The 23278-nt window shown below is 73.6% G+C and carries 19 protein-coding genes; 8 read left to right on the forward strand and 11 right to left on the reverse strand.

Annotation, left to right across the window (positions count from 1 at the left end; all coding sequences use genetic code 11):
* Positions 1 to 86: 86 nt before the first annotated feature.
* From ASC60_RS16050 to ASC60_RS16060, 3 genes are read right to left on the reverse strand one after another with little or no spacing between them, the layout of a single operon-like run.
* Positions 87 to 1472, reverse strand: a complete 1386-nt coding sequence (locus ASC60_RS16050; RefSeq protein WP_055551390.1) for a serine hydrolase — start codon at positions 1470 to 1472, stop codon at positions 87 to 89.
* A 55-nt stretch (positions 1473 to 1527) separates the two neighbouring features.
* Complete coding sequence (locus tag ASC60_RS16055) at positions 1528 to 2727, reverse strand: copper amine oxidase (RefSeq protein ID WP_055551392.1); 1200 nt, start codon at positions 2725 to 2727, stop codon at positions 1528 to 1530.
* A 14-nt stretch (positions 2728 to 2741) separates the two neighbouring features.
* Positions 2742 to 3539 carry a hypothetical protein gene (locus tag ASC60_RS16060; protein ID WP_055551394.1) on the reverse strand — a complete coding sequence of 266 codons (798 nt, stop codon included), beginning with the start codon at positions 3537 to 3539 and terminating at the stop codon, positions 2742 to 2744.
* A gap of 559 nt (positions 3540 to 4098) precedes the next feature.
* Between ASC60_RS16060 and ASC60_RS44085 the strand changes: the two genes are divergently transcribed.
* The 3 genes from ASC60_RS44085 to ASC60_RS16075 all read left to right on the forward strand — a co-directional run bounded on the left by ASC60_RS44085 (position 4099) and on the right by ASC60_RS16075 (position 5502).
* Positions 4099 to 4416: a helix-hairpin-helix domain-containing protein gene (locus ASC60_RS44085; protein ID WP_055551396.1), complete on the forward strand. Its 318-nt coding sequence runs from the start codon at positions 4099 to 4101 to the stop codon at positions 4414 to 4416.
* Between the two features lie 129 nt (positions 4417 to 4545).
* Complete coding sequence (locus tag ASC60_RS16070; RefSeq protein ID WP_159043276.1) at positions 4546 to 4863, forward strand: hypothetical protein; 318 nt, start codon at positions 4546 to 4548, stop codon at positions 4861 to 4863.
* Positions 4864 to 4872: 9 nt separating this feature from the next.
* Complete coding sequence (locus tag ASC60_RS16075; RefSeq protein ID WP_055551401.1) at positions 4873 to 5502, forward strand: YigZ family protein; 630 nt, start codon at positions 4873 to 4875, stop codon at positions 5500 to 5502.
* 173 nt (positions 5503 to 5675) lie between these two features.
* On the opposite strand, the gene ASC60_RS16080 is transcribed toward ASC60_RS16075, so the two are convergent.
* Positions 5676 to 7169 (reverse strand): HAMP domain-containing sensor histidine kinase, encoded by a 1494-nt coding sequence (locus ASC60_RS16080; RefSeq protein ID WP_055551403.1) that lies wholly within the window; start codon positions 7167 to 7169, stop codon positions 5676 to 5678.
* Positions 7166 to 7951: a response regulator transcription factor gene (locus ASC60_RS16085; RefSeq protein ID WP_055551405.1), complete on the reverse strand. Its 786-nt coding sequence runs from the start codon at positions 7949 to 7951 to the stop codon at positions 7166 to 7168. Before ASC60_RS16085 ends, ASC60_RS16080 begins: the two co-directional genes overlap by 4 nt.
* 175 nt (positions 7952 to 8126) lie before the next feature.
* Between ASC60_RS16085 and ASC60_RS16090 the strand changes: the two genes are divergently transcribed.
* From ASC60_RS16090 to ASC60_RS16105, 4 genes are all read left to right on the forward strand, one after another.
* A complete protein-coding gene (locus tag ASC60_RS16090; protein WP_055551823.1) occupies positions 8127 to 8729 on the forward strand; it encodes a carbonic anhydrase in 603 nt (200 codons plus the stop codon).
* A gap of 158 nt (positions 8730 to 8887) precedes the next feature.
* Positions 8888 to 10729 carry a SulP family inorganic anion transporter gene (locus ASC60_RS16095; RefSeq protein WP_370592919.1) on the forward strand — a complete coding sequence of 614 codons (1842 nt, stop codon included), beginning with the start codon at positions 8888 to 8890 and terminating at the stop codon, positions 10727 to 10729.
* A 142-nt stretch (positions 10730 to 10871) separates the two neighbouring features.
* Entirely contained in the window at positions 10872 to 12032 is a 1161-nt protein-coding gene (locus ASC60_RS16100; RefSeq protein ID WP_055551407.1) for an exonuclease SbcCD subunit D, read from the forward strand.
* Positions 12029 to 15415 (forward strand): AAA family ATPase, encoded by a 3387-nt coding sequence (locus ASC60_RS16105; RefSeq protein ID WP_055551409.1) that lies wholly within the window; start codon positions 12029 to 12031, stop codon positions 15413 to 15415. Before ASC60_RS16100 ends, ASC60_RS16105 begins: the two co-directional genes overlap by 4 nt.
* An 8-nt stretch (positions 15416 to 15423) precedes the next feature.
* Here the strand turns inward: ASC60_RS16105 and ASC60_RS16110 are convergent, their stop codons facing one another.
* From ASC60_RS16110 to ASC60_RS16135, 6 genes are all read right to left on the reverse strand, one after another.
* Positions 15424 to 15951, reverse strand: a complete 528-nt coding sequence (locus ASC60_RS16110; RefSeq protein WP_055551411.1) for a GNAT family N-acetyltransferase — start codon at positions 15949 to 15951, stop codon at positions 15424 to 15426.
* A 185-nt stretch (positions 15952 to 16136) separates the two neighbouring features.
* Positions 16137 to 17819, reverse strand: a complete 1683-nt coding sequence (locus ASC60_RS16115; RefSeq protein ID WP_055551413.1) for a DUF885 domain-containing protein — start codon at positions 17817 to 17819, stop codon at positions 16137 to 16139.
* A 78-nt stretch (positions 17820 to 17897) separates the two neighbouring features.
* Entirely contained in the window at positions 17898 to 19187 is a 1290-nt protein-coding gene (locus tag ASC60_RS16120; RefSeq protein ID WP_055551415.1) for a GNAT family N-acetyltransferase, read from the reverse strand.
* Positions 19188 to 19301: 114 nt separating this feature from the next.
* On the reverse strand, positions 19302 to 19835 hold the full coding sequence (locus tag ASC60_RS16125; protein WP_055551417.1) for a DUF1990 family protein: 534 nt from the start codon (positions 19833 to 19835) through the stop codon (positions 19302 to 19304).
* 60 nt (positions 19836 to 19895) lie between these two features.
* Positions 19896 to 21482: an alkaline phosphatase gene (locus ASC60_RS16130; RefSeq protein WP_055551419.1), complete on the reverse strand. Its 1587-nt coding sequence runs from the start codon at positions 21480 to 21482 to the stop codon at positions 19896 to 19898.
* Between the two features lie 132 nt (positions 21483 to 21614).
* Positions 21615 to 22361, reverse strand: coding sequence for an SDR family oxidoreductase (locus ASC60_RS16135; RefSeq protein WP_055551421.1), 747 nt, complete (start codon positions 22359 to 22361; stop codon positions 21615 to 21617).
* 161 nt (positions 22362 to 22522) lie between these two features.
* Here ASC60_RS16135 and ASC60_RS16140 point away from each other — a divergent pair, with 161 nt between their 5' ends.
* Positions 22523 to 23266 carry a GntR family transcriptional regulator gene (locus tag ASC60_RS16140; protein ID WP_055551423.1) on the forward strand — a complete coding sequence of 248 codons (744 nt, stop codon included), beginning with the start codon at positions 22523 to 22525 and terminating at the stop codon, positions 23264 to 23266.
* Positions 23267 to 23278 lie beyond the last annotated feature (12 nt).

A 23278-nucleotide genomic window follows, 5' to 3' on the forward strand; every position in this document is an offset into this window, starting at 1 on the left:
AGGGGTGGAACTCGGGTGATGAGGTGCCGCGCGCGGCCGTGGCGAGGCGGGGGAGACGGCCGTGGTGGGGAGTGCGGTGGAGAACCTCAGACGAGGGCGCTCTTACGGGCCATCCGGCCCGAGAGCTGAATGCGGTCGACCGCTCCGGTGCGCGGGTCGCGCACGAAGCGGCCACCGGGAATCCGGCGTCCGGAGGACGGGTCCACCAGGTCGCAGGTCAGGTCCTCGTGGCAGACCAGTGGCGCGGGGACGTCACCGTCCACGGACAGGGCGAGCGTGCCGCTGTCGCTCATCGTCACCTGGTACTCGACATCGCCGTTGAGATAGATCCCGGTGCACTGCGCCGTCGCGGCCGTGGGGGAGGCCGGAGGCGTCATGGGGGTGGCCGGACGCGGCCGGGCCGGTGCCCCGGGGACCGGGATGCCGGTGATCTCCTCCAGCTCGCCGGACAGTTCGTGCCACAGGTCGGCGCCGCTGTTGGAGTTGCTGGTGAAGGCGACCACGGTGCCGGTGCGCGGATCGGCCCGCAGATAGCAGGAGGTGCCCTGGGCGTTCCCGTCGTGCCCGAACCAGGTGGCCGCGTCCCGCTGGAAGAGCGCGAACCCCAGCCCCCAGCCGTCGGCGAGGACACCGGGGTCGGCACCGGGCACCGGCCGCCGCATCTCCTGCGCCAGCTCCGGCGGCAGCAGCCCGCCCGGGCCGTCGTGGGTGTGGGCCAGGGCCAGCGCCACCAGGTCCCGCGCGCTGGCCATCAGGGCACCGGCGGCGGCCTCCGCCGGGGCGAGGTTCTGGTGCACCGGCCGGGTCCGGCCCGCCGCCTTGTTGGCCGAGTGGCCGCGAGCGGCCTGCCGCCCCGGCGCACCGGGTGCGCCGATGAACGACGGCACGGTGCCCAGCGGCTCCAGCAGGATGGACCGTACGGCCTCCTGCCAGCTCATCCCGGTGACCGTCTCGATCAGCCGGCCCGCCGCGACATAGCCCGCGTTGGAGTAGGAGAAGTCGGTGCCCGGGGCCATCACCAGCGTGCCGTCGGTGCAGTGGGCCTGCAGATAGCGCGCGGTGGTCAGCGCGGCGACATGGTCGGAGTCGGGCCCGGACGCGAGCCCGGCGGTGTGGCTGAGCACCTGCCGCACCGTGCACGGCGGCCCGGCCCGCCGCAGTTCCGGCACATGGTCGCCGAGCTGGTCGTCCAGCTCCACGTCGCCGTCGGCGACCAGGAGCATGACGACGGTGGCGGTGTAGCACTTGGTGAGGGAGCCGATGGGCACCGCCGTGTCGGCGGTGAACGGCTCCCCGGTTATGGAGTCCAGCACTCCGGTGTGCACGGCGCGGGTGGTTCCGCCGCTGTGCACGGCGAGTTGGGCTCCGGGCACCTGATGGGCCCGCGCCAGGGCGTGGAGGCGGTCTGGGAGGTCGTGGCGGGCCGTGGGCCGCCGCTCGTCGCCGGACGTATCCGTGGGCCGGTGTAACACTGGGCACTCCTTGCCGCGGATGGACGGTGGGAGGGGACGGGGCGAACCCGGTCGGTCACGGCAGCCGGCTCGCCGCCGTGACGTCCCGGGGGACGATCCGGAAGCTCTGCCAGTGCGTGGGCATCGGGTCCTGGTCCTCGTCCCGTGGCACGTGGTGGTAGTCGACGCTCACCCAGGCGACCGGGTCGGTGACCTTCTCGCCGTCTGTGTACGTGTCGACCGAGGCGGCGCAGCCCTTCGCGGTGTTGCCGTAGGCCAGCCGCTCGCATTCTCGGTATTGGGTGACATACACGTCGTGATGCGTGAACTTCTCGGTATCGCCCGGACCCCGGTACTGATCGCTGTCGTGGTTGTCGATCTCCCAGGACATGGGGTGGCCGTCGTCGTTCTCGGCCGCCGGGTTCACCACCCGCCAGAAGCGGGCGGGCGCCAGGTCCGCCCCCGTCTCCTTGGACAGCTTGGTGCGCTTCATGGTGCGCTCGGCCGTGCCGCTGCCCTCGAAGTCGTACTGCTCCACGACGTTGTTCGGCTGGCCGTTCACATCGAAGTCCAGCCGCCAGAAGATGTTGTGCGTGTGGTTCTCGCTGAACCGCTGGGAGCCCACGCCCGTCGGCCAGCCGTGGGCCGCGTCGGAGAACGCGAACGGCGAGAGGGAACCGGTGGCGCCCGCTCGCGGGGTGATGGCACCGTCGTCGGAGAAGTGCCACTCCATGATGTAGTCGTACCAGCCGATCTCGGACACCGAGAACACGACCAGATCGCTCCCGTGCCGCACGCTCCTCTCCACCGCGCTCTTGTACGCGAACGGCCGCGACTGCTCCTGACTGCACATCACCGGGGTGTCCTGGTAGTTCCAGAGCTTGCCCGTGGGGCAGTCGTCCTTCGAGAGCTTGGTGAGCGTGCCCTGCCCGAGGTCGCCGAAGCCGATGGACGACACGTCGTAGAAGCGCGGCTGGCCGCTGTCGTAGGGCACGTGCACCTCGGCGAGCGACGCGCTCTTCAGGACGCGGGTCGGGGTGCCGCGGTTGGGGGTGTACGTCACATCGCCGAGCTCCACACCGGTGCTGCGGTCGATGTTCCAGCACATCTGCCAGCGGGCGCCGTTCTTCAGCGTCTTGTCGACGCGATCGGCCTCGGGGCAGGAGGGAGCCGCCGGGGCCTTCCGGGGAGCGGCGGACGCCGGACCCGGCACCCACAGCGTCAGCAGACCCACCACGGCCATGAGCACACGGGCACGCCGAAACGAACTGAACACGAACGGAAGCCCCCTCACAGGCCGATGACGGCGGTGCGCCCGGCCGAGAGATCGATGACGATCCTGCTGGTGTCGATCCACTTGCCGCCCGGGACGCGCACGAAGAGCTGTACGCACCGGTGGGTGCCGCACCGCGACACCTGCTCGGCCCCCTTGACGCCCTTGGCGCGGGTCCCGAGGAACGACATGCCCTGGACCCGCAGCTGGGAGGGCGAGGTCAGCCGCTTCTTGGTCTCCGCCCGGTAGGAGGCGCGCATTCCGTCGCCGAGCCGGCGGTCGGCGAGGATGACCTTCACCGCCTGCCGGACCTCGGCCAGGGTGGGCGGCGGCTGGACGCCGTGCTGCCGGGTCGAGCGCACGACCTTGCCGGAACGCAGATCGACGAGCCGGGTGATCAGGCTGTCCGAGGCGTAGTCGTAGAGCTGGACCTCGGCCTCGCTGTCGGGGGCGGGGGCGGCGGTCGACTTGGCGCGCGGCGGGCGGCGGGTGTCCAGCACCTCGGCGCCGGAACCGCCCGCGGCGTTCTTCTCCCCGCCCTCGGTGCCTTTGGCGCTCCCGCCCTTGGTGTTCTCGTCGTGGGTGTTCTCGTCCTGGGTGTTCTTCTGCCCGCCCCGGTGTGTGGGCCGTTGCCCGGTGGCGGCGCCGACGGCGATCCGGGACGCCTCCCGGGTCTCCTTCGACGTCAGCGGCCCGGTGTGCGAGGCGACGCTCGCCGCGGGGGCAGAGTCGCCGGGCGCGGGCGATCCGGTCGCCTTCAGCGCCACGATCCCCCCGCCGGTCAGCACCGCGGCCAGGCCCACGGCCGCGGACACGCGCCATCTCCGTTTCCCGTCGCCCGTCCCGTCGGCCCTACCGTCCCCAGTGGCCTTGATCGTCATCACCCAGCCGTTCCCGTTGTCGGTCAAGTGAGCCCGGGCAGGGCTCCGTGACAGCACCCGGCAGGCATCAAGGGGGTGTGACCGCTGGTGTGTGCGTCTCATTCGCCTCATTCGCATGAATCGAGACGCTTCCTCACGCTTTCCGCACTCAGCGCGCGCATCCCCCCCGGACTCTGCGCTGTCCACTGTCGGCTCACGTTTTCACCCCGTCGGGCGCGGTAACAGTCGCATTTGTAATGAAGGCACCGTGAAGAACGCATGTGCCGATGGGCAGCAATTCGCCGAGTACCACGATTTCGGAGGTGGGAGACGCGGCATCCGGGGAATGCTGTGCGCGGGGCCGCAAGGCCGCAAAGTGACGACGTACAAAGCCTGTTGGCGACGTGTCTGCCATCATGCTCACATGAGCCATTTGATCACCATTCGATGTGACATCTGTGGCGCCACTTGTACCTCCGACGCGGCCGACAGCGTGAGCGCGGCGCGAGCGGCGATGGTCCCGCTGAGCTGGGCCAGGACGCTCCGGGGTGGCCGGGTGATCGATGTGTGCTCCGCGTGCCGCGCACGGGGGGAGGGGCCGGGGACACCGGCCCGGGAGGCCGGCTGTTCCTGTGAGGGCGGCGAACTCTTCGATGTTCTGGGACATGACGGATTCGGGCATCGGCTGGCCAACACCTTGCTGCGGGCCGGCGTCGACAGTGTCGAACGATTGTCCAGTCTCTCCGCCCGGCAGCTGCGCGATCTGGAGGGAATCGGAGCCGCGAGCGCGCGGCGCGCGCTCAGCTGTCTCCGCTCCGAACCGGGCGGTTAGCGATCTCCTCGAACATTCCATCGGAACTGGAGTGCGGGGAGTGAAGAATCGGCCAAATGATCGAACCGTGCCTGTATCCGTGTCCATGCCCATGCCCATGACTGGTACACCGACCGCCGAGAGGTAAATGTGAACGAATTCCCCGCCGCCGTCTCCGCAAACGCCCCCATGTACACCAGTCGGCGGCACCGCGCGCTCTGGGTCGTGGGCGTGGTGTTCTCCGCCGGGCTGCTGGCGCCGGTGCTGTTCCTCGGCGCCGCCAGAAAGGGCATCGTGCGGCACGCGGTCCCCGCCGTCTACGCGGCGGTCATCTACCCCGTCGCCCTGGGCCGGCAGTGGCTGCCCGACCCGGGCGACTGGATCTCATGGACCCTCGCCGCCGTGGTGCTCGCCGCGGCGGCCCACGCGGCACTCCTGCCCGTCCCCCGCGAAGAGGCCGGGACGTAGGCTGACCGCATGCAGGAGCAGTACCGGACGGTCGCGCGCGAAGCCGTGCACGAGGTCGAGATCAACAAGTCCCGCTTCCTCTGCACGCTCGCGCCCGCCGCGACCGAGCGGGAGGCCCAGGAGGTCATCCAGCGGATCCGCAAGGAACACCCCACCGCCAACCACAACTGCTTCGCCTACGTCATCGGCGCCGACGGCGACGTACAGAAGGCGAGCGACGACGGGGAACCGGGCGGCACCGCGGGCCTGCCGATGCTGCAGATGCTGGTGCGCCGCGAGGTGCGGTACGCGGTGGCCGTGGTCACCCGCTACTTCGGGGGCGTGAAGCTCGGCGCGGGCGGGCTGATCCGCGCGTACGGCGGAGCGGTCGGCGAGGCGCTGGACGCGCTGGGCACCGTCACCCGCCGACGGTTCCGGCTGGCGACCGTCACCGTCGACCACCAGCGGGCCGGAAAGCTGGAGAACGACCTGCGCGCGACGGGCCGGGTGGTACGGGACGTCCGGTACGCGGAGGCGGTGACCATCGAGGTGGGGCTGCCCGAGGCGGACGTGGCGGCCTTCCGTGGCTGGCTGGCGGACGCCACCGCGGGGACGGCCGGCCTCGAACTGGGCGGCGAGGCATACGAAGAGGCCCCCTGAGCAGGGGCCAAGGGCTGTCCCGTCATCCCCGGCGGGCTCCTGGCGCCGGCTACGGCCACTCGCCGCGTTGTCGGGATCGCCCGAGTACGACCCGGTACGAGGGCGCCCCTCCGTCTTGCGATTGACCGCATCCGACGCCGCTCGCTGATCCGCTGGGGATGACGGGACAGCCCTTAGACCGGAGCCCGGACGGTGGGCTCCGGGACGGTTCTGCGGCGCAGCTGCATTCTGGCCGGGCGTCCCGGGCCACCGGACCTGACCGGGGAGCGCAGCCGGACCGCGGCGTCCAGCCCGCCGCCGGGAGCCGCGTTCAGCGTGGCCTCGCCGCCACTGGCGTGGGCCAGCCGCTGGACCAGCGAGAGCCCGAGGCCGGTGCCGCCCTTGGGGGAGTCGGGGGCCCGCCAGAAGCGGTCGAAGGCGCGGCGGCGCTGCTCCGCGGTCATGCCCGGCCCCTGGTCGATGACGTGCACCTCGACCCAGGTGGGGCGGCCGTCCCGGTGCAGATGGCGGCGGTCCGGCGCGGGGTGGCGGAGGTCGAGGGCGACGGTTCCGCCCAGCGGCGAGGAACGCAGCGCGTTGGACAGGAGATTGTCCAGGATCTGCTCGACGGCCCCGGGTACCGCGAGCGCGTGGCCGACCGGGACGCCGCGCAGGACGAGACGGGCGTGGTGCTGCTCGAACAGCGGGGTCCAGGTGCGCAGCCGCTCCGTGCACAGCTCGTCCAGATCGACCTGCTCAGGCGTCACGGCACCCTCCTCCATCCGGGCCATCGCCAGCAGCCCCTCGACCATCCGGGCCAGCCGCTCGGTCTCGGTCGTCGCGGCGGTGAGATGGGGACGCGCGCGTTCGGCGAGGTCGGGCTCCAGATTGTCCAGGCGCAGCCGCAGCGCCGCGAGCGGGGTCTTGAGCTGGTGGGAGGCCTCGGCCGCGAACGCGCGCTGGGCCTCCAGCAGATGGGCGAGACGGGCGGCGGTCTGGTTGAAGGTGGCCGCCAGGCTGCGTACCTCCGGCGGCCCGGACGTCACCGGGGCGGGCGTGGGGGCCTTGCCGTCGGCCAGCCGGTGCGCGAAGCGCTCCAGCTCCACGATGGGACGGCTGGTCCAGCGGGCGAAGACCAGCGCCACCACGGCGGCCCCGGTCAGGATCGCCAGCCCGGCCAGGGCCAGCAGCAGCCACGCCCGGTGCACCTTGGAGTGCACCGCGTCGGTGGGGAGGATGAGCCGGACCGCGCCCTGGAGCTGGTTCCCGTGGGTGACGGGAAGGGCGACGGACAGATAGCTGACCCCGCCGATGGTGGAGGTCCGTACGTCGACCGCGTCGTGGCCCCCCAGCGCCGCCGCGATCTCGGGCCGGGACGTCATGTCCCGCGCCTGGTCGGCGGGCAGCGGATGGGAGGCGGCGAGCACTCCGCCGTCGGCGGCCACGATCAGCACCTCGCCGCCGATGCGCTGGGCGCAGTGCACGACCCGGGCCGGCAGCTCCCGCTCCTCCCGGCCCGCCATGATGGACAGGGAGGCGAACGCGGACACCGACTCGGCCTCGTCCTCGGCCGCGGAGATGACCCGCTCCTTCTCGGACCGGCTGTAGATGTAGCCGAGCGGGATCTCGAAACACAGCAGGACCAGGACGGCGAGGCTCAGATAGCCGAGCAGCAGACGGCGGGTCACGGCCGGGCGGCCTCCGGAATTCCGCTGTGCACGGCGAGCCGGAAGCCCACGCCGCGCAGGGTCTGGATCCAGGCCGGGTCGCCGAGCTTGCGGCGCAGGGTGGCCACGTGCACGTCCAGGGTCTTGGTCGGCCCGTGGAAGTGCGGGTCCCACACCCGGTCGAGGATCTGCTGACGCGAGTACACGGCGCCGGGATCCTCGGTGAGCAGGGCCAGCAGTTCGAACTCCTTGGGCGTGAGGGCGACCGGGGCGCCGCCCACCCACACCTGCCGGGTCCTGCGGTCCACGATCAGCGGCTCCTGGCCCTCCAGCGTCTGGTGCTGCACCGGCGCCGGGGCCGGGGCGGGTGCCGGTTCCGGTTCGAGGACCGGCGGGGGAGCGACGGCAGTCCCGGCCCCCCGGCGGGCGGTGGGCGCGGGTTCGGTGCGCTGGGTGCGGCGGGTCACGGCGCGGATGCGGGCGATCAGCTCACGCATGCTGAATGGTTTCGCCAAGTAGTCGTCCGCTCCCAGCTCCAGTCCGAGTACCCGGTCGGCCTCCTCACCGCGCGCGGTGAGCATGATGATGGGTACGTCGGAGACCTGCCGGATGCCGCGGCAGACGTCGATGCCGTCCATGTCCGGCAGTCCCAGGTCGAGCAGGACGATGTCCCCGTACGGCCCTTCCAGCCCGGCGGTACCCGTACTCACGTGACTGGCCGTCAGCCCGTATCGCCGTAAACCCTCGACAAGGGGCTCGGCGATCGTCTCGTCGTCCTCGATCAGCAGTGCTCGTACGGTCATGGGGTCCTGTCTACCGCAGCGCCGGATGCCCGTCCCGGTTTTTGTAAGGTTGCGAGTGCGGTTCCGAATATTGAGGAAGAACTTGCAATGCTCTAGTGTTCGTTTAACCCTCGTCTGGCGCACGCCTCCCTACGGTGAATGGCATCCGGTGGAAAACACCCGTCAGGGAGGCATGATGCAGACTCTGCTCGAACACGCCCGCTCGTTCCGGCGCCGGTCCGATTTCGACAGCGGTGCATACCGCAAACTGGCCGACGGGCAATCTCCGCAGGCCCTGTTCATCACCTGCTCCGATTCCCGCGTCATTCCGGCGCTCATCACGGGCGCCCGGCCCGGTGAGATATTCGAGCTGCGCAACGCGGGAAACATCGTTCCCCCGCACGGTATGCACCTGGTATCCGGTGAGGTCGCCACCATCGAATACGCGCTGGAGGTGCTGGGTGTCCGGGACGTCATTGTCTGCGGTCATTCGCACTGCGGCGCCATGGGAGCGCTGGCCTCCGGGGCGGATCTGTCCCGGATGCCCGGGGTCGGCGCCTGGCTCGACGTCGCCCGGCCCGGACTGGCCACGAGGCTCGGCTCCACCCAAGAGGACCCGTGCCTGCGGGAATTGGCCCAGCTGAATGTCCGTAATCAGCTCGAAACCCTCAAGGAATACCCGGCCGCCCGGCGCCGGTGGGAAAACGGCCGGCTGCGGTTGCACGGCTGGTTCTACCAGGTCGACAGTGCCGAGTTGTGGGAAATGGAAGCGGACGGCGATTTCCGGGTGCACCCATGACGACCGGACGGCATGCGCGAGGCCGGGCGCCCATGGAGACGGCCGGGCCGCCGACATACGTCGACGATTGGCCGGCCCCATCCCCGGCCCATGCCCCGCCCCCTGCACCGGATGACGGAATCGGGCCGGGTACCGAAAGCTTCGAGACGTTACAAGGGATGGTCCGAACTCCCGCCCCCGGCCCCGCCCCCGGGGCGGCATCCGGCACCCGCGCGGGCGCCGGTACGGGCGCCGGGGGCGGTGCCAAGGGGCGCGCCCCCAAGGGCGGCATGTTCGCCGGGGCCAACCTCGGCACCGAGATCGGCGCCTCGCTCGTCGTCTTCCTGGTGGCCCTGCCCCTGTGCATCGGCGTCGCCGTCGCCTCGGGCGCCCCCGCCGAACTCGGCATCATCACCGGGGTGATCGGCGGACTCGTCGTCGGCATGACCCCGGGCAGCACCCTCCAGGTGAGCGGGCCCGCCGCCGGGCTCGCCGCGCTCGTCGCGGAGACGGTGGAGGCGCAGGGCATCGCCATGCTCGGCGTGATCGTACTGGGCGCCGGAATCCTGCAGATCGTGCTGGGGCTGATCCGCCTCGGCCGGATGTTCCAGGCCACCTCCGTCGCCGTCGTCCAGGGCATGCTCGCCGGTATCGGCCTGCCGCTGATGGTCAGCCAGTCGTATCCGCTGGCCGACAACAAGGCCCCCGGCACGCCCATCGAGAACATGCTCGCCTTCCCCGGGCTGATCGCCGACACCCTGGCGAACCCGCAGGCGGCCATCGCCGCCGGGCTGGGCGTCGCCACCGTCGTCCTCAGCTTCGTCTGGAAGAAGGTGCCGGGGCCGGTCAAGAAGATCCCCGCCGCGCTGGTCGCGGTCGGACTCGGCATCGTCATCGCCGCGCTCCCCGGCGTCGAGGTGAAGACACTCCAGGTCGGCAATCTGCTGGCCGCCATCCAGGTCCCCGGCCCCGAACAGTTCGCCGGGCTCACCGACCCCGCGATCCTCACCGCCATCGTCACCTTCACCGTCATCGCCTCGGCGGAGAGCCTGTTCACGGCCGCCGCCGTGGACCGGATGCACGACGGCAAGCGCACCCGGTACAACAGCGAGCTGATCGCCCAGGGCGCGGGCAACACCCTCTGCGGCATCCTCGGCTCGCTCCCCATGACCGCCGTCGTCGCCCGCAGCTCGGCCAACGTCCAGTCCGGCGCCAAGACCCGGCTCTCCCGCACGCTGCACGGCCTGTGGCTGCTCGCCTTCGCCCTGCTGCTCCCCAGCGTCCTCGCCCTGATCCCCATTTCGGTGCTGGCCGGTGTCCTCGTCCACAGCGGCTGGAAGCTGCTCGCCCCCGAGCAGTTCCCGAAGATGTGGCACGAGGACCGCGGCGAGTTCTTCGTGATGACCGCCACCACGCTCGCCATCGTCGCCACCGCGCTGCTCGAAGGGGTGCTGATCGGGCTCGCGGCCGGGATCGTGCTGGCCGCGCTGCGGATGTCGCAGACTTCCGTCGAGCACGTCGTCGAGGGCGACAGCGCCAAGGTCGTCATGAAGGGCAACGCCACCTTCCTGCGGCTGCCGAAGCTCATCGACGCGCTCGAGGCCGTCGGCGCCTCCGGGAAGGCGCGGATCCGGCTCGATCTGATGGGCGTCACCCATCTGGACCACGCCTGCCGCAACCAGGTCGAGGAGTTCGTCGCGCAGAAGCGGGCCACGCCCGGGGTGCGGGTGGAACTGCTGATGCCGAACGGACTGAACGCGCCGAAGGCGGCCAAGGAGCCCGCGCCGCGGCCGGACGCGGCGGCGTCCGGCGCGTGGTCCGGCGAGCCGTCCGCCGGTCCGGAGGCGCCGGCCGACCCGTCCGCCGGTCCCGGACCCACGGCCGAGTGGTACTACCTCGACCCCCGCCCGCTGGACGGCCACCAGGACGACCACCACGCCTACGGCACGGACTACGGCACCGGCTACCCCGAGGGCGTCGACCTCTTCGACGACCACCGGTGGGGCGGCACGCGCAGGTAACACGGGTACAAAAGCGAGGTCCGTGCGGCCCCGGGCACCGATCGCGGTTAACGTGGTCGGTGCCCGTAGCGCTGATCCGGTACGGGCGCGTCGCTGACCAATGGGGTGGAGGAAGGACGAACGTGCGCGTCGGAGTCGACCGTTGAGAATTCTGCACACCTCCGACTGGCACCTCGGACGGTCCTTCCACCGCGTCAGCCTGCTCGCGGCGCAGCGGGAATTCCTCGACCGTCTCGTCGCGACCGTACGGGAGCGGGAGGTGGACGCCGTCCTCGTCGCGGGGGACGTCTACGACCGGGCCGTACCGCCGCTGGCCGCCGTCGAGCTGTTCGACGACGCCCTGCACCGGCTCGCCGGCCTCGGCGTGCCGACCGTCATGATCTCCGGCAACCACGACTCGCCCCGGCGGCTCGGCGTCGGCGCCGGGCTCATCGAGCGGGCCGGGATCCATCTGCGCACCGACCCCGCCGGATGCGGCACCCCCGTCGTCCTCGCCGACCGCCACGGCGACGTCGCCTTCTACGGTCTGCCCTACCTCGAACCCGGCCTGGTGCGCGAGACGCTGGGCGCGCCGGCGGGGGGTCATCCGGCGGTCCTCGGCGCCGCCATGGACCGGGTGCGCGCCGACCTCGCCACCCGGCCGCCCGGCACCCGGTCCGTCGTCCTCGCCCACGCCTTCGTCACCGGCGGCGCGGTCAGCGACAGCGAACGGGACATCACGGTCGGCGGAGTCGCCTCCGTCCCCGCCGAGGTCTTCGACGGCGTCGACTATGTGGCGCTCGGGCATCTGCACGGCTGCCAGACCCTCACCGAGCGCGTCCGCTACTCGGGCTCGCCGCTCGCCTACTCCTTCTCCGAGGCCGCGCACCGCAAGTCGATGTGGCTCATCGAGCTGGCCGCCGACGGCGCGATCGGCGCCGCCGAGCGCGTCGACTGTCCCGTACCCCGCCCGCTGGCCCGCCTCCGGGGGCGGCTGGAGGACCTGCTCGCCGACCCGGACCTCGCCCGGCACGAGACGGCGTGGGTCGAGGCCACGCTGACCGATCCGGCGCGGCCGTACGAGCCGATGGCCCGGCTCGCGGAGCGCTTCCCGCACGTCCTCAGCCTGGTCTTCGACCCGGAGCGGCCCCCCGAGGACCCGCTCGCCTCCTACGCCCAGCGGCTGCGCGGCCGCACCGACCGGGAGATCGCCGAGGACTTCGTGGCCCACGTACGGGGCGGGCGCGGCCCGGACGCGCGGGAGTCCGTGCTGCTCGGCGACGCCCTCGAAGCCGTCCGTGTGGAGGGGGAGGACCCGCGATGAGGCTCCACCGGCTGACCGTCACCGCCTTCGGCCCCTTCGGGGCCACCCAGCAGGTCGACTTCGACGAACTGTCGGCCGCCGGGCTCTTCCTGCTGCACGGGCCGACGGGCGCGGGCAAGACCTCCGTCCTCGACGCCGTCTGCTACGGCCTGTACGGGCAGGTGCCCGGCGCCCGGCAGGGCAGCGGGCTCTCCCTGCGCAGCGACCACGCCGATCCGCACACCCCGACCGAGGTCGTCCTCGAACTCACCGTGGGCCGGCGCCGCCTGGAGATCACCCGGCGGCCCGAGCAGCCCCGGCCCAAGAAGCGGGGCACCGGGGTGACCCGGGAGAAGGCGCAGAGCCTGCTGCGCGCCTACGACGCCGACTCCCGCACCTGGAAGGCGCTCAGCCGCTCGCACCAGGAGATCGGCGCGGAGATCGAACAGCTGCTGGGCATGAGCAGGGACCAGTTCTGCCAGGTGGTCCTGTTGCCGCAGGGCGACTTCGCCCGCTTCCTCCGCGCCGACGAACCGGCCCGGGCCAGGCTGCTGGGCAGGCTCTTCGACACCAGCCGCTTCGCCGCCGTCGAAGAGCGGCTCGCCGAGCTGCGGCGCGCCGCCGAGAAGCGCGTCATCGGCGGCGACGAACGGCTCCTCGCGCTCGCCCACCGCATGGCCCAGGCCGCGGGCCGCTCCGCCGAACTGGACGCACACCCGCTGCCGGAGACCGCCGCCGGGGCGCCGGGCCTCGCCGACGCCGTCCTGGAGTGGGCCGCCCTCGCCCGCGCGGACGCGCGCGAACGGCGCGACATCACCGCGTCCGCGCTGCGCCGCGCCGAAGCCGTGCACGAGGCCGCCCGGCGGGCGGCCGACGCGGAGAGCGAGCGCGCCGAACTCCAGCGCCGCCACGCCCGGGCGCGGCGCCGCGCGGACGACCTGGAGCTGGGCCGGGCCGAACGGACACGGCTGCACGCCCTGTTGGAGCGCGCCCGCGCCGCCGACGCCGTGGCCCCCGCCCTGGACCTCCGCACCACCGCCGCCCACGCCCACCACCGCGCCACCGCCGCCGAACGCCAGGCCCGCACCCGCCTGGCCGCCGACCCGGCGTTGGACGCCCTGGCCCACGTTCCGGCCCCGCGGCCGTCCGGCGCCGATAAGGCCGACGAGCCCGCCGCGCGGCGCAACGGACCGGAGGCCGGCGCCACGGCCGCGCCCGGTTCGCGCGGCGTACCGCCGGCGCGCGGCGCCGGGTCGCCGGGCGGGGCCGAGGCGGAGGGCCGTACATCGGTCGCGGTGGAGGGCCCGGCCGGTGGGCCCGGCCCGTTTGCGGACCCCGCCGCGCGGGACGAGCGTGGCGGGCCGGAGGCCGGGGCCGTGGACGTGGCTCGTTCGGGTGGCGTGCCGCATGCGCGCGGGGGCTCCGCGTCCGGCGCGTCGCAGGAGGGCGACCGTGGTGACGCGGGGCCGCTGGCCGAGGCGGGGGCCGAGCGGTTGGCGCGGGTGGAACGGTGGGTGCGGGGGGAACTGGGGGCGTTGGCGGCGGCTCGGCGGGGCGAGGACCGGGCCCGGGCCGTGGCGACGGAGATCGCGGAACTGGACCGTGAGGCGCGGGCCGACGAGGAGGCCGTCGAGGAGGCCGCCGAATGGCTCGCGGGCTGGGAGTCGACGCGGCGCGCGCACCAGGCGCGCATCGAGGCCGCGCAGGAGGCCGCCACCCGGGCCGAGCAGCTCGGCGCGCGCATCGAGCCCGCCGAGCGGCGGCTGGAGGCGGCCCGTGAGCGCGACCGGCTCGCCGAGCTGGCGGAGCGGGCGCGGGAGGAGCTGTTGCGGTGCCGGGAGCGGGCGGCCGGCGCCCAGGAGAGCTGGCTGGACCTCAAGGACCGGCGGCTGCGCGGGATCGCCGCCGAGCTGGCGGCCGGGCTGCGCCCGGGGGAGCCGTGCGCGGTGTGCGGGGGCTGTGAGCATCCGAGCCCGGCGCGCCCGGGGGCGGGGCATGTGGACCGTACGGCGGAGGAGGCCGCGCTGGAGGACTACCGGCGGGCCGAGGCGGGCCGAGAGGAGGCCGAGAGCCGGTCGCAGCGGCTGAAGGAGGCCCTCGCCGGCGCGGAGGCCGGGGCCGACGGCGGCGCGGTGGAGGCGCTGGACCGCGCCCTGGCCGAGCTGCGCGCCGCGTACGCCGAGGCCCGCGCCGCGGCCGCGGACGGGCTCGACGCCCGCGCGGCCCTCGACCGGGCCGAGGGCGAGCACGCCCGGCGGCTGGCCCAGCGGCAGGAGGCCGAGCGGCGCTCGGCGGCTCGTACGTCGCACCGCGAGGCGCTGGCCCGGGAGCGGGCCGCGCTGCTGGCCGAGCTGGCGGAGGCCCGCGGCGCCGACGCCTCGGTGGCCGGGCGCGTGGCGCGGCTGGAGCGGCAGGCCGGGCTGCTGGCGCGGACGGCCGAGGCGGTGCGCGACGCCGAGGCCGCCGCCCGGCGGCTGAAGGAGGCCGACGCGCACCTCGCCGACGCCGCGTACCGGGCGGGCTTCGACACGCCGGAGGCGGCGGCCGACGCCGTGCTGTCCGCCGACCGGCGGCGCGAGGCGCAGCGCCGCCTGGAGGAGTGGCGGACGGAGGAGGCGGCCGTCGCGGCGGAGCTGGCCGACGCGCGGCTCGCCGCCGCGGCGCAGGAGCCGCCCGCCGACCTCGCCGGGGCCCGGGCCGCCGCGGACGCGGCCACCCGCGCCCTGCGCGACGCCTCGGCGGCCGACGCGGCGGCCCGCACCCGTTGCCAGGACCTGGACGGGCTCTCCGCGCAAGGCCTGGAGGACGCGCGCCGGCTCGCCCCGCTGCGCGAGGAGTACGACCGCGTCGCCCGCCTCGCCTCGCTCGCCGCCGGCACCTCGGCCGACAACGAGCGGCGGATGCGGCTGGAGGCGTATGTGCTGGCCGCGCGGCTGGAGCAGGTCGCGGCCGCGGCCAGCGCGCGGCTGGGGCACATGTCCTCCGGGCGCTACACCCTGGTGCACTCCGACGCGAGGGCGGGCGGCCGCGGCCGCTCCGGGCTCGGGCTGCACGTCATCGACGCCTGGACCGGCCGCGAGCGGGACACCGCGACCCTCTCCGGCGGCGAGACGTTCTTCGCCTCGCTCTCCCTCGCGCTCGGGCTCGCCGATGTCGTCACGGACGAGGCGGGCGGGGTGCGGCTCGACACCCTCTTCATCGACGAGGGGTTCGGCAGCCTGGACGAACAGACCCTGGACGAGGTGCTGGACGTCCTGGACTCGCTGCGCGAACGGGACCGTACGGTCGGCATCGTCAGCCATGTCGCGGATCTGCGGCAGCGGATCCCGGCGAGGCTGGAGGTGGTGAAGGGGCGCGAGGGTTCGGCGGTGCTCCACCGCACCGCCACCGCCGCGCCGGGGTGAGAGCGGGGTCAGGGCCTCGCGGTGTGCTGGTAGACGTGCAGGTCGCCGCGGTCCGCCGTGCGCGTGAAGTCCGCGCGGAGCAGCACCCGCTGGGAGGGGATGTTCCACGGCTCGGTGGTCGCGATGACGGTGTGGACCTCCGGCCGCTCCACGGTCCACTCCATCAGCAGCCGCAGCGCACCGGTGGCCCAGCCCGCGCCCCGCGCCGAGTGGGACAGGTCGTAGCCGACCTCCACCTCGCCCTCGCCGGGGGCGGGCGCGCCGTGGAAGCCGATGCTGCCGAGGGCGACGCCGTCCTCGGCGCGCAGGATCGCGTAGGTGCCCCACGGGGAGCGGTGGTACCCCGCCGCCGCGGCGCGCGCGGTCATTCCGGCGGCGCCGATCGACGCGTCGCCGGGGACACCGTCGATCCAGTCCAGATCGCCGGGCTTGCCGTCGGCGACCACGGCCGCGTCGCCGGGGGTGTGCTCGCGCAGCGTCACCCGGTCGTTCCGCAGCACGAACCGGCCGTTCTCGTGCGTCTTCTGGTACGCCACGTAGCGCCCTTCCTCGCCGGGACGCGGCACGGATTCGCGCGGCCCAGCGTGAGACTGTACTCGGCCGGGGCGGCACACGGGTGTCGTCAGGGGAATGTCCGCGAGGCCCCGCCCGGCCCCGGCCGGCGATCAGGAGCCGGGGGCCGGGACACACCGGCGCCCCGCCCGGCCCCCGGCTCGTCACCTCAGAGCGCGGACAGCTCCGCCACCAGGTCGTCCAGCCCGAGCGACCCCTGCGACAGCGCCGCCATGTGCCACTTCTTGGCGTCGAAGGTGGCGCCGTGCGCCGTGCGGGCCGCCTCCCGCCCGGTCAGCCAGGCCCGCTCGCCCAGCTTGTAGCCGATGGCCTGGCCCGGCATGCCCAGATAGCGCACCAGCTCGCTGTCGAGGAAGTCCGCGGGGCGGCCGCAGTGCAGCCCGAAGAACTCCCGCGCCAGCTCCGGCGTCCAGCGCTCACCGGGGTGGAACGGCGAGTGGCCGGGGATCTCCAGCTCCAGGTGCATGCCGATGTCGACGATCACCCGCAGCGCCCGCATCATCTGCGCGTCGAGGTAGCCCAGCCGCCGCTCCGGATCGGTCAGATAGCCCAGCTCGTCCATCAGCCGCTCCGCGTACAGCGCCCAGCCCTCGGCGTTGGCGCTGACCATGCCGACCGTGGCCTGGTAGCGGGAGAGCCGGTCGGCGACGTGCGCCCACTGCGCGAGCTGCAGATGGTGGCCGGGGACACCCTCGTGGTACCAGGTCGAGACCAGGTCGTAGACGGGGAAGCGGGTCTCGCCCATGGTGGGCAGCCAGGTGCGGCCGGGGCGGGAGAAGTCCACCGACGGCTGGGTGTAGTACGGGGCGGCCGCGCTCCCCGGCGGGGCGATCATCGACTCGACCCGCTTGACCCGCTCGGCCAGGTCGAAGTGGGTGCCGTCCAGCTGCTCGATGGCCTCGTCCATCAGCTCCTGCAGCCACACCCGGGTCTCCTCGACGCCCTCGATGTGCACGCCGTGCTCATCGAGGTGGCGCAGCGCCTCCCACGGGGTGGCGCCGGGCAGGATCTTCTCCGCCTCGGTGCGCATCTCGGCGTGGATGCGGTGGTATTCGGACCAGCCGTACGCGTACGCCTCGTCCAGATCCAGGTCGGTGCCGTTCCACATCCGCGACCAGCGCTGGTAGCGCTCGCGCCCCACCACCTCCGGGGCGCCCTCGACGCCCGGGCCGTACACGTCGCGCAGCCAGTCCCGCAGGGCGGCCAGCGCCCCGGTGGCGACGGCCGCGGCCTCGTCCAGCTCGGCGCGCAGCGCCTGCGGCCCCTCGGCGGTGAAGTCGCCGAACCAGCCGCGGCCGGTGCCGATCCACTCCTCCAGCTGGCCGAGGACCGTGGCCACCTGCCGGGGCCCGGCGGGCAGCTCGCGCCGCAGCCCCTCGGCGAGCGAGGCGCGGTAGCCCTCCAGCGCGCCGGGGACGGCGCGCAGCCGGGCCGCGATCGCCGACCAGTCCTCCTCGGTGGCGGTCGGCATCACGGTGAAGACGCTGCGGACCGAGTGCAGCGGGGAGTGCAGGTTGCTGACCGCGCGCAGCGACTCATGGGCCTCGTGCACGGCCAGCTCGGCGGTCAGCCGCTCCCGCAGCAGCCGCCCGCAGCGCCGCTCGGCGTCGCTGTCCGCACCGGGCCGCGCCTCGGCCTCGGTCAGCCGGTCCAGGGTGGTGCGCGCCAGCTCGGCGGCGGCCTCGGCGCCCGCGGGGGAGAAGTCGGGCAGATGGCGTGCGCTCTCGGGAACGCCCAGGTAGGTGCCGGTGATCGGGTCGAGTGCGATGAGGTCGTCGACGTAGGCGTCGGCGACCTGCCGGGGCAGCGGAGCGTTCTTGGAATCGGACATGGGGCCATCCTCGTACGGCCGGGGGCGCGGCGTCATCCGCGCGGGGGCGCTCCGCCCCCGGCCGGCGTCCGCCGCCGCTCAGCGGCCGCTCCGCGGGGCCGGGGCGGGCACCTGCGCCATGGGGGCGAGCTGGGCGGTGACCACGAGCGTGCCCTGCTCGATCTGGTAGTCCAGCGGCAGCCCGAGCGCGCGCATCGCCGCGACCATGCCGGTGTTGGCCGACTGGGTGACCGCGTAGACGCATGTGCCGCCCGTCTCGGCGGCCATCGCGACCAGCCGCCGCAGCAGCTCCCCGCCGATGCCGCGGCCCTGCCACGCGTCCTCGACGATCAGCGCGACCTCGGTCTCGTCCCCGTCCCACAGCAGATGGCCGAGGGCGACCAGCCGGCCGGAGGCGGTGTACGCGGCGAGGGTGCGGCCGAAGCGCGGGCTGAGCAGATGGTCCAGATAGCGGTCGGCGTCGCCGACCGGGCCGTGGTAACGCAGCCCGAGCGTGGTGGCCGAGCACCGCTGGTGCATCGCGCGGGCCGCGTCCAGGTCCCGGGTGTCGGCCCGGCGCACGGTGACCTCGTTGCCCTCGGGCAGCGTCAGCACATCGCGGCGGTGCGGCAGCCGGGGGCCGAGCCGCGCGTCCAGCTCGACCAGCGCGCGGGCGCGCGCGAACTCGGTCGGCGTGAACGGCAGATGCGGCCGCTCGATGACGAGCGCCCCGCCGGACGGGTCCCGCAGCCGGATCACGGTCTCCTCCAGCACCCCCTCGACCGGCGGCGCGTCCTGGAGCGGACGGCCGCCGAGCGAGGTGGCCGGAAGCGAGTGGAGGGTGCAGCGGCCGAGCAGCTGGCGCAGCGCGAGCGGCAGTTCGGCGCCGTCCAGGGCGGTACGGGTCGCCAGCGTCAGCACCCGGGTCGGCGCGTCCACCAGATCGTGGGCGTCGGCGCGCTCGACCCAGGTGTTGTCGCCGCCGCCCGCGGCGATCGCGCGCTTCAACTCGTCGGCCGGTACGACGGCGGGGGCGCGCAGCAGGAACTCGTCCACGGTGCCATCGGCCAGCGGATGGGTCTGCAGCGACAGGATGTCGACCCGGTGACCGGCCAGCGCCCCGCACAGCGCGGCCAGGGTGCCCGGCTCGTCCCGTACGGTCGTCCGTATCCGCCACAGCGTGGTGGCGGCGTCGTGGCCGTCGGTGGACTGGCTGTTCTCCGGGGCGCCCGCGGCCTCGGCCGCGCCGGTCGGTGACGGGTCCGCGGGCTCCGGTGAGGATTCCGCCGCCGGCGGGGCGTGGCCGTGTAGTCGGCGCCACCAGGTGGGCAGCCGCCAGCGGTCACGGGGACGGGTGGGGTGGTGGTCGGGCGTCGCTCGAGGAGTCATGGATAACAGCCTCGCGCAACGGTGTTGCGTGATCACAAACGTTCTGTGACCTATGGGTTAAGTGTGCATCTGCTCGGAGAAGCTCGTTTTGTCCGAGATTGAATGGTGGCGGATTCACCCATCCCGGCCCCCCGCTGCCAGCCGCCGCAGCACCCGCCCGCAGCGGCGCGCGTACGCCCGCTGGAGATGCGGCACCAGCGGCGCCACCGCCCGGGTCAACCCTACCGCCGGGCGGCTGAACGCCGTGACCGTCAGCCACACCGAGCCGTCCGGCTCCAGGCTCACCACGAACGACTCCTCGCCGCACTCCGGATGGCCGGGCAGCGTCCCGTACGCGAAGCCGGTATGAGCGTCGTCCGCAACCGTCCACACCACCTCGCACGGCGCGCGCAGCCGCAGCGGCCCGGCGCCCAGCCCCACCACGACCGTCCGCCCCCCGGCGGCGGGCCCCCGGGCGCGGACCGTGACCCCGACCGCCCGGTGCATCCGCCACTCCAGCACCGCGCGCCCCGCGGCCTCGAACACCTCCGGGCCCGCCCCGATCCGGGTCCGCACCCGCAGATGGTGGTATCCGGCGGGCAGCGGCCGGTGCCGGGTGGCGCCCACCTCCGGGTAGGTGAGGCGGGACGGCGGAACGCAGGAGGCCATGGGCGCAACGGTACGCGGCCCCGGGGCTCCTCCGGGGACGCGCACCGCACACATGGGGCCCTACTGGCCGACCAGCCCCGGGCGGAGCGCCTTGGTGTACAGCACCGTCCCGCCGACCTCCAGCAGCCGGACCGTCAGCTCGCCGCTGTCGCCGTCGATCTCCACCTCGCCGTAGAACTGGTAGCCCTCGGCGGGCGAGACGTTCGCCCGGTCCGGCGCCTTGAGATACGGCTGCGCCGGGCCGAACGTGCCGTCCAGCTTCACCGCCGGGAAGGCCCCCGCGTTCAGCGGGCCGGTGACGAACTCCCAGAACGGCGCGAAGTCCTTGAACGCCGCCCGCGACGGGTCGTAGTGCTGCGCCGAGGTGTAGTGGACGTCCGCCGTCAGCCACACCGTGCCGGTGATCTTCTGGTGCTTGATGTGCCGCAGCAGCTCCGCGAGCTGCAGCTCACGGCCGAGCGGGGCGCCCGGGTCGCCCTGCGCGACCGCCTCGAAGTCGCCGGCGCCGTCCGGGACCACCAGACCGAGCGGCATGTCGCAGGCGATCACCTTCCACACCGCGCGCGACCGCGACAGTTCCCGCTTCAGCCAGCTCAGCTGCTCGGCACCCAGGATGCCCTGGGTGTCCTCCGGCTGGCGGCCGGGCGAGTTGGCGTCGCGGTACGTACGGCAGTCCAGTACGAAGACGTCCAGCAGCGGGCCGTGGTGCCGCACCCGGTACACCCGGCCGCTCGCGTCCGGCCGCAGCGTGCTGATCGGGAAGTACTCGGCGAACGCCTGCCGGGCGTGGGACGCCAGCACGTTCACGTTCTTCTCGGTGTAGCGGTCGTCGGCCAGGATCTCGCCCGGGTACCAGTTGTTCAGCACCTCGTGGTCGTCCCACTGGGTGATGGTCGGCACCTCGGCGTGGAACCGGCGCAGATTGGCGTCCAGCAGGTTGTAGCGGAAGTTGCCCCGGTACTCGTCCAGGGTCTCGGCGACCTTGGACTTCTCCGGCGTCATGACGTTCCGCCAGGTGGAGCCGTCGGGCAGCTTGACGGTCTCGGTCAGCGGGCCGTCGGCGTAGATGTTGTCGCCGCTGCACAGGAAGAAGTCCGGCTCGCGGCGACGCATCTCCTCGAAGACCCGGTAGCCGCCGCGGTCCGGGTCGATGCCCCAGCCCTGCCCCGCCAGGTCGCCCGACCAGACGAAGCGCACACCCTTCCGGCGCTCCGGCACCGTACGGAACGTCCCGTACACCGGCTCACCGGTGCGGCGCGGGTCCTCCGGATCGGCGAGCAGCACCCGGTAGTGCACCTGGCTGCCGGACGGCAGACCGTGCAGCGCGGTGCGGCCGGTGAAGTCCGTGCCCGGCCCGAGCAGCGGCCCCTGCCAGCGGTGCGGGCGTGTGAAGGACTCGGTCGCGGAGGTCTCCACGATCATCCGCGCCGGGCGGTCGGAGCGCACCCACACCAGACCCGAGGACGTGGTCACGTCGCCCGTCTGCACGCCCCACCGGGCGCTCGGGCGGCCCGACAGCGCCTGGGCGGGCGCCGCCGCCGATGCCACCCCCGACGCCGCGGCGGGCAGTGCCAGCGCCGCGGACGCGGCCGCCGACCCCTGCAGGACCGTACGCCGCCCGATCGTTCTGCCGGATTCCCGCGCCATGGTGGAGCCTCCCGTTGCTCGTAGAACAGCTGTGCCGGTCTGTTGCTATCGGTGCGAGATGCCTCATTCCCGAACGCACAGTGAACAGCAGCCCTTTCCGGGGGCCGGTCCGGTTACACCTCTACGGCGCCACTACAGTCCGCCCGCCACCCGCAGCACGGCTCCTGTCGTGTACGACGCCTCCGGGGAGAGCAGCCACGCCACCGCGCCCGCGATCTCCTCCGGCTCGCCCGGCCGCCCCATCGGCACCCGCTCGGGGTTGCGCCACGGCCGCTCCGGGTCGCCCATCCGCGCGTGGATGTCGGTCAGCGTCATGCCCGGCTGGACCGAGTTGACCCGGATCCCCTCCGCCGCCAGCTCCTTCGACAGGCCCACCGTCATCGCGTCCACGGCCGCCTTGCTGGCCGCGTAGTGCACGTACTCCCCGGGGCTGCCGGTCGTCGCCGCACCCGAGGAGACGTTCACGATGGCGCCGCCCCGGCCGCCGTGCCGGGTGGACATCTCGCGCGCCGCGCGCCGCGCGCACAGCAGGGCGCCGGTCGTGTTGACGTCCACGACCCGCCGCATCACCTCGGGCGGCGTCTCCGTGAAGCGGCCCAACGGCCCGGTGATGCCGGCGTTGTTGACCAGCCCGGTGATCGGGCCCAGCTCCTCCCGGGCCGTGTCGAACATCGCCTCGACCTGCTCCACGACGCTGGTGTCGGCCCCCACGACGGCGGCCCGCACCCCCTCCGCGCGCACCAGCTCCGCACACCGCTCGGCGGCGTCCCGCGCCTGCTCGTAACCGATGGCGACGTGGTGCCCGGCGCGCGCGAGCCGCACCGCCACCGCCGCCCCGATGCCACGGCTGCCGCCCGTCACCACCGTGACCTGGTCCACTGCCTCAGCTCCCGCCCCGTATCGCCCCGATGGAATGATCATCGACGATAGCTGATCGTGCATTGGTCTTGACCAAGTGTGCGCCCCGCCCTATGGTCGCCTTCATACTTCAACAATGTTTAATAAATAAGTGAGCATAAAGAAGGCTGGGGGAGATCAGGGTGGGGACCACGCAGCTCGAATCGGTACCGGAGCCGAAGTACTGGCATCTGAAGACCGTGCTCAGCGACGCGCTCGACTCGGAGTTCGCGGTCGGGGAGATCCTGCCCAACGAGCGTGAGCTGGCCGCCCGCTTCGGCGTCGCCCGCGCCACCCTCCGGCAGGCCCTCGAACAGCTGGAGCTGGAGGGCAGGCTGCAGCGCCGCCGCGGTGTCGGCACCACCGTCGCGCCGCCGCGCGTCGGCGTGGCCGTCGCGGACTACACCCACACCTGGAGCGAGGCGGGCGACGACGCCTGGGCCTGCGTCGACAGCGTCGAGGCGGTGCCGCCCGCGGCCGTCGTGCGGCTGCTCGACACCGACCCCGCCACCCCCGTGCACCAGGTGCGGCGCACCCGGGTGAGCCAGGGCCAGCCGCTCGCCGCCGAGCTGCTGTACGTACCGGCCGCGTCCGTTCCCGGCCTCGCCGCCATCGACACCCCCAGCGGGCTGGCCCGCGCCCGCGCCGTGCTGCGCGAGCTGGGCCGGCTGCGCCTGGAGGGGCGGGAGCAGTCGGTGGAGCTGGGGTCGGCCCGCGCGGACGACGCCAAGGAGCTGGACCGGCTGCCCGGCGCCCCCGTGCTCGTGGTGACCACCCGCTATGTGGCGGACCAGCGCACCGCGGCGGTCGCCGTGGCCACCTACCGCGCCGACACCTGCCGCCTCACCTTCGGCGACCCGGGCGGCGTCGAGCTGCTGGCGGGCTGATCCGAGGACCGG

Source organism: Streptomyces sp. NBRC 110028 (assembly GCF_001417735.1).
Classification (GTDB): Bacteria; Actinomycetota; Actinomycetes; order Streptomycetales; family Streptomycetaceae; genus Streptomyces.

Bases quoted from the DNA above. Each gene is read 5' to 3' on its own strand.
- ASC60_RS16075 (WP_055551401.1), top strand. From the start codon at position 4,873: ATGCAGGAGCAGTACCGGACGGTCGCGCGCGAAGCCGTGCACGAGGTC.
- ASC60_RS16105 (WP_055551409.1), top strand. From the start codon at position 12,029: ATGAGGCTCCACCGGCTGACCGTCACCGCCTTCGGCCCCTTCGGGGCC.
- ASC60_RS16120 (WP_055551415.1), bottom strand. From the start codon at position 19,187: ATGACTCCTCGAGCGACGCCCGACCACCACCCCACCCGTCCCCGTGAC.
- ASC60_RS44085 (WP_055551396.1), top strand. From the start codon at position 4,099: ATGGTCCCGCTGAGCTGGGCCAGGACGCTCCGGGGTGGCCGGGTGATC.
- ASC60_RS16095 (WP_370592919.1), top strand. From the start codon at position 8,888: ATGGTCCGAACTCCCGCCCCCGGCCCCGCCCCCGGGGCGGCATCCGGC.
- ASC60_RS16130 (WP_055551419.1), bottom strand. From the start codon at position 21,482: ATGGCGCGGGAATCCGGCAGAACGATCGGGCGGCGTACGGTCCTGCAG.
- ASC60_RS16090 (WP_055551823.1), top strand. From the start codon at position 8,127: ATGCAGACTCTGCTCGAACACGCCCGCTCGTTCCGGCGCCGGTCCGAT.
- ASC60_RS16085 (WP_055551405.1), bottom strand. From the start codon at position 7,951: ATGACCGTACGAGCACTGCTGATCGAGGACGACGAGACGATCGCCGAG.
- ASC60_RS16125 (WP_055551417.1), bottom strand. From the start codon at position 19,835: ATGGCCTCCTGCGTTCCGCCGTCCCGCCTCACCTACCCGGAGGTGGGC.
- ASC60_RS16115 (WP_055551413.1), bottom strand. From the start codon at position 17,819: ATGTCCGATTCCAAGAACGCTCCGCTGCCCCGGCAGGTCGCCGACGCC.